General features: G+C 61.1%; 1 protein-coding gene. It reads left to right on the plus strand.

Annotation, left to right across the window (positions count from 1 at the left end; translation table 11 throughout):
* Positions 1 to 25 precede the first annotated feature (25 nt).
* Positions 26 to 280, plus strand: a 255-nt coding sequence (locus tag ACZ267_RS12870) for a hypothetical protein (protein WP_463680342.1), incomplete at its 3' end; no start/stop codon positions are given.

A 280-nucleotide genomic window follows, 5' to 3' on the forward strand; every position in this document is an offset into this window, starting at 1 on the left:
GCACTACATCGAGGAAGCCGAGGAGATGGCCGACCGCATCGGCGTCATCAACAAGGGCGAGATCATCCTGATCGAGGACAAGGCGACCTTGATGCAGAAGCTCGGCAAGAAGGAGCTGACGCTGCAATTGCAGAACAAGCTCGACGCCATTCCGCCGGCGCTCGCCGCCTACAATCTCGAACTGTCCGACGACGGCCACGCAGTGACCTACGACTACGACACCAAGGGCGATCGCACCGGGATCACCAGCCTGCTCAACGATCTCCGCAACGCCGGCATC

It is taken from the genome of Staphylococcus sp. AC872, assembly GCF_979255425.1.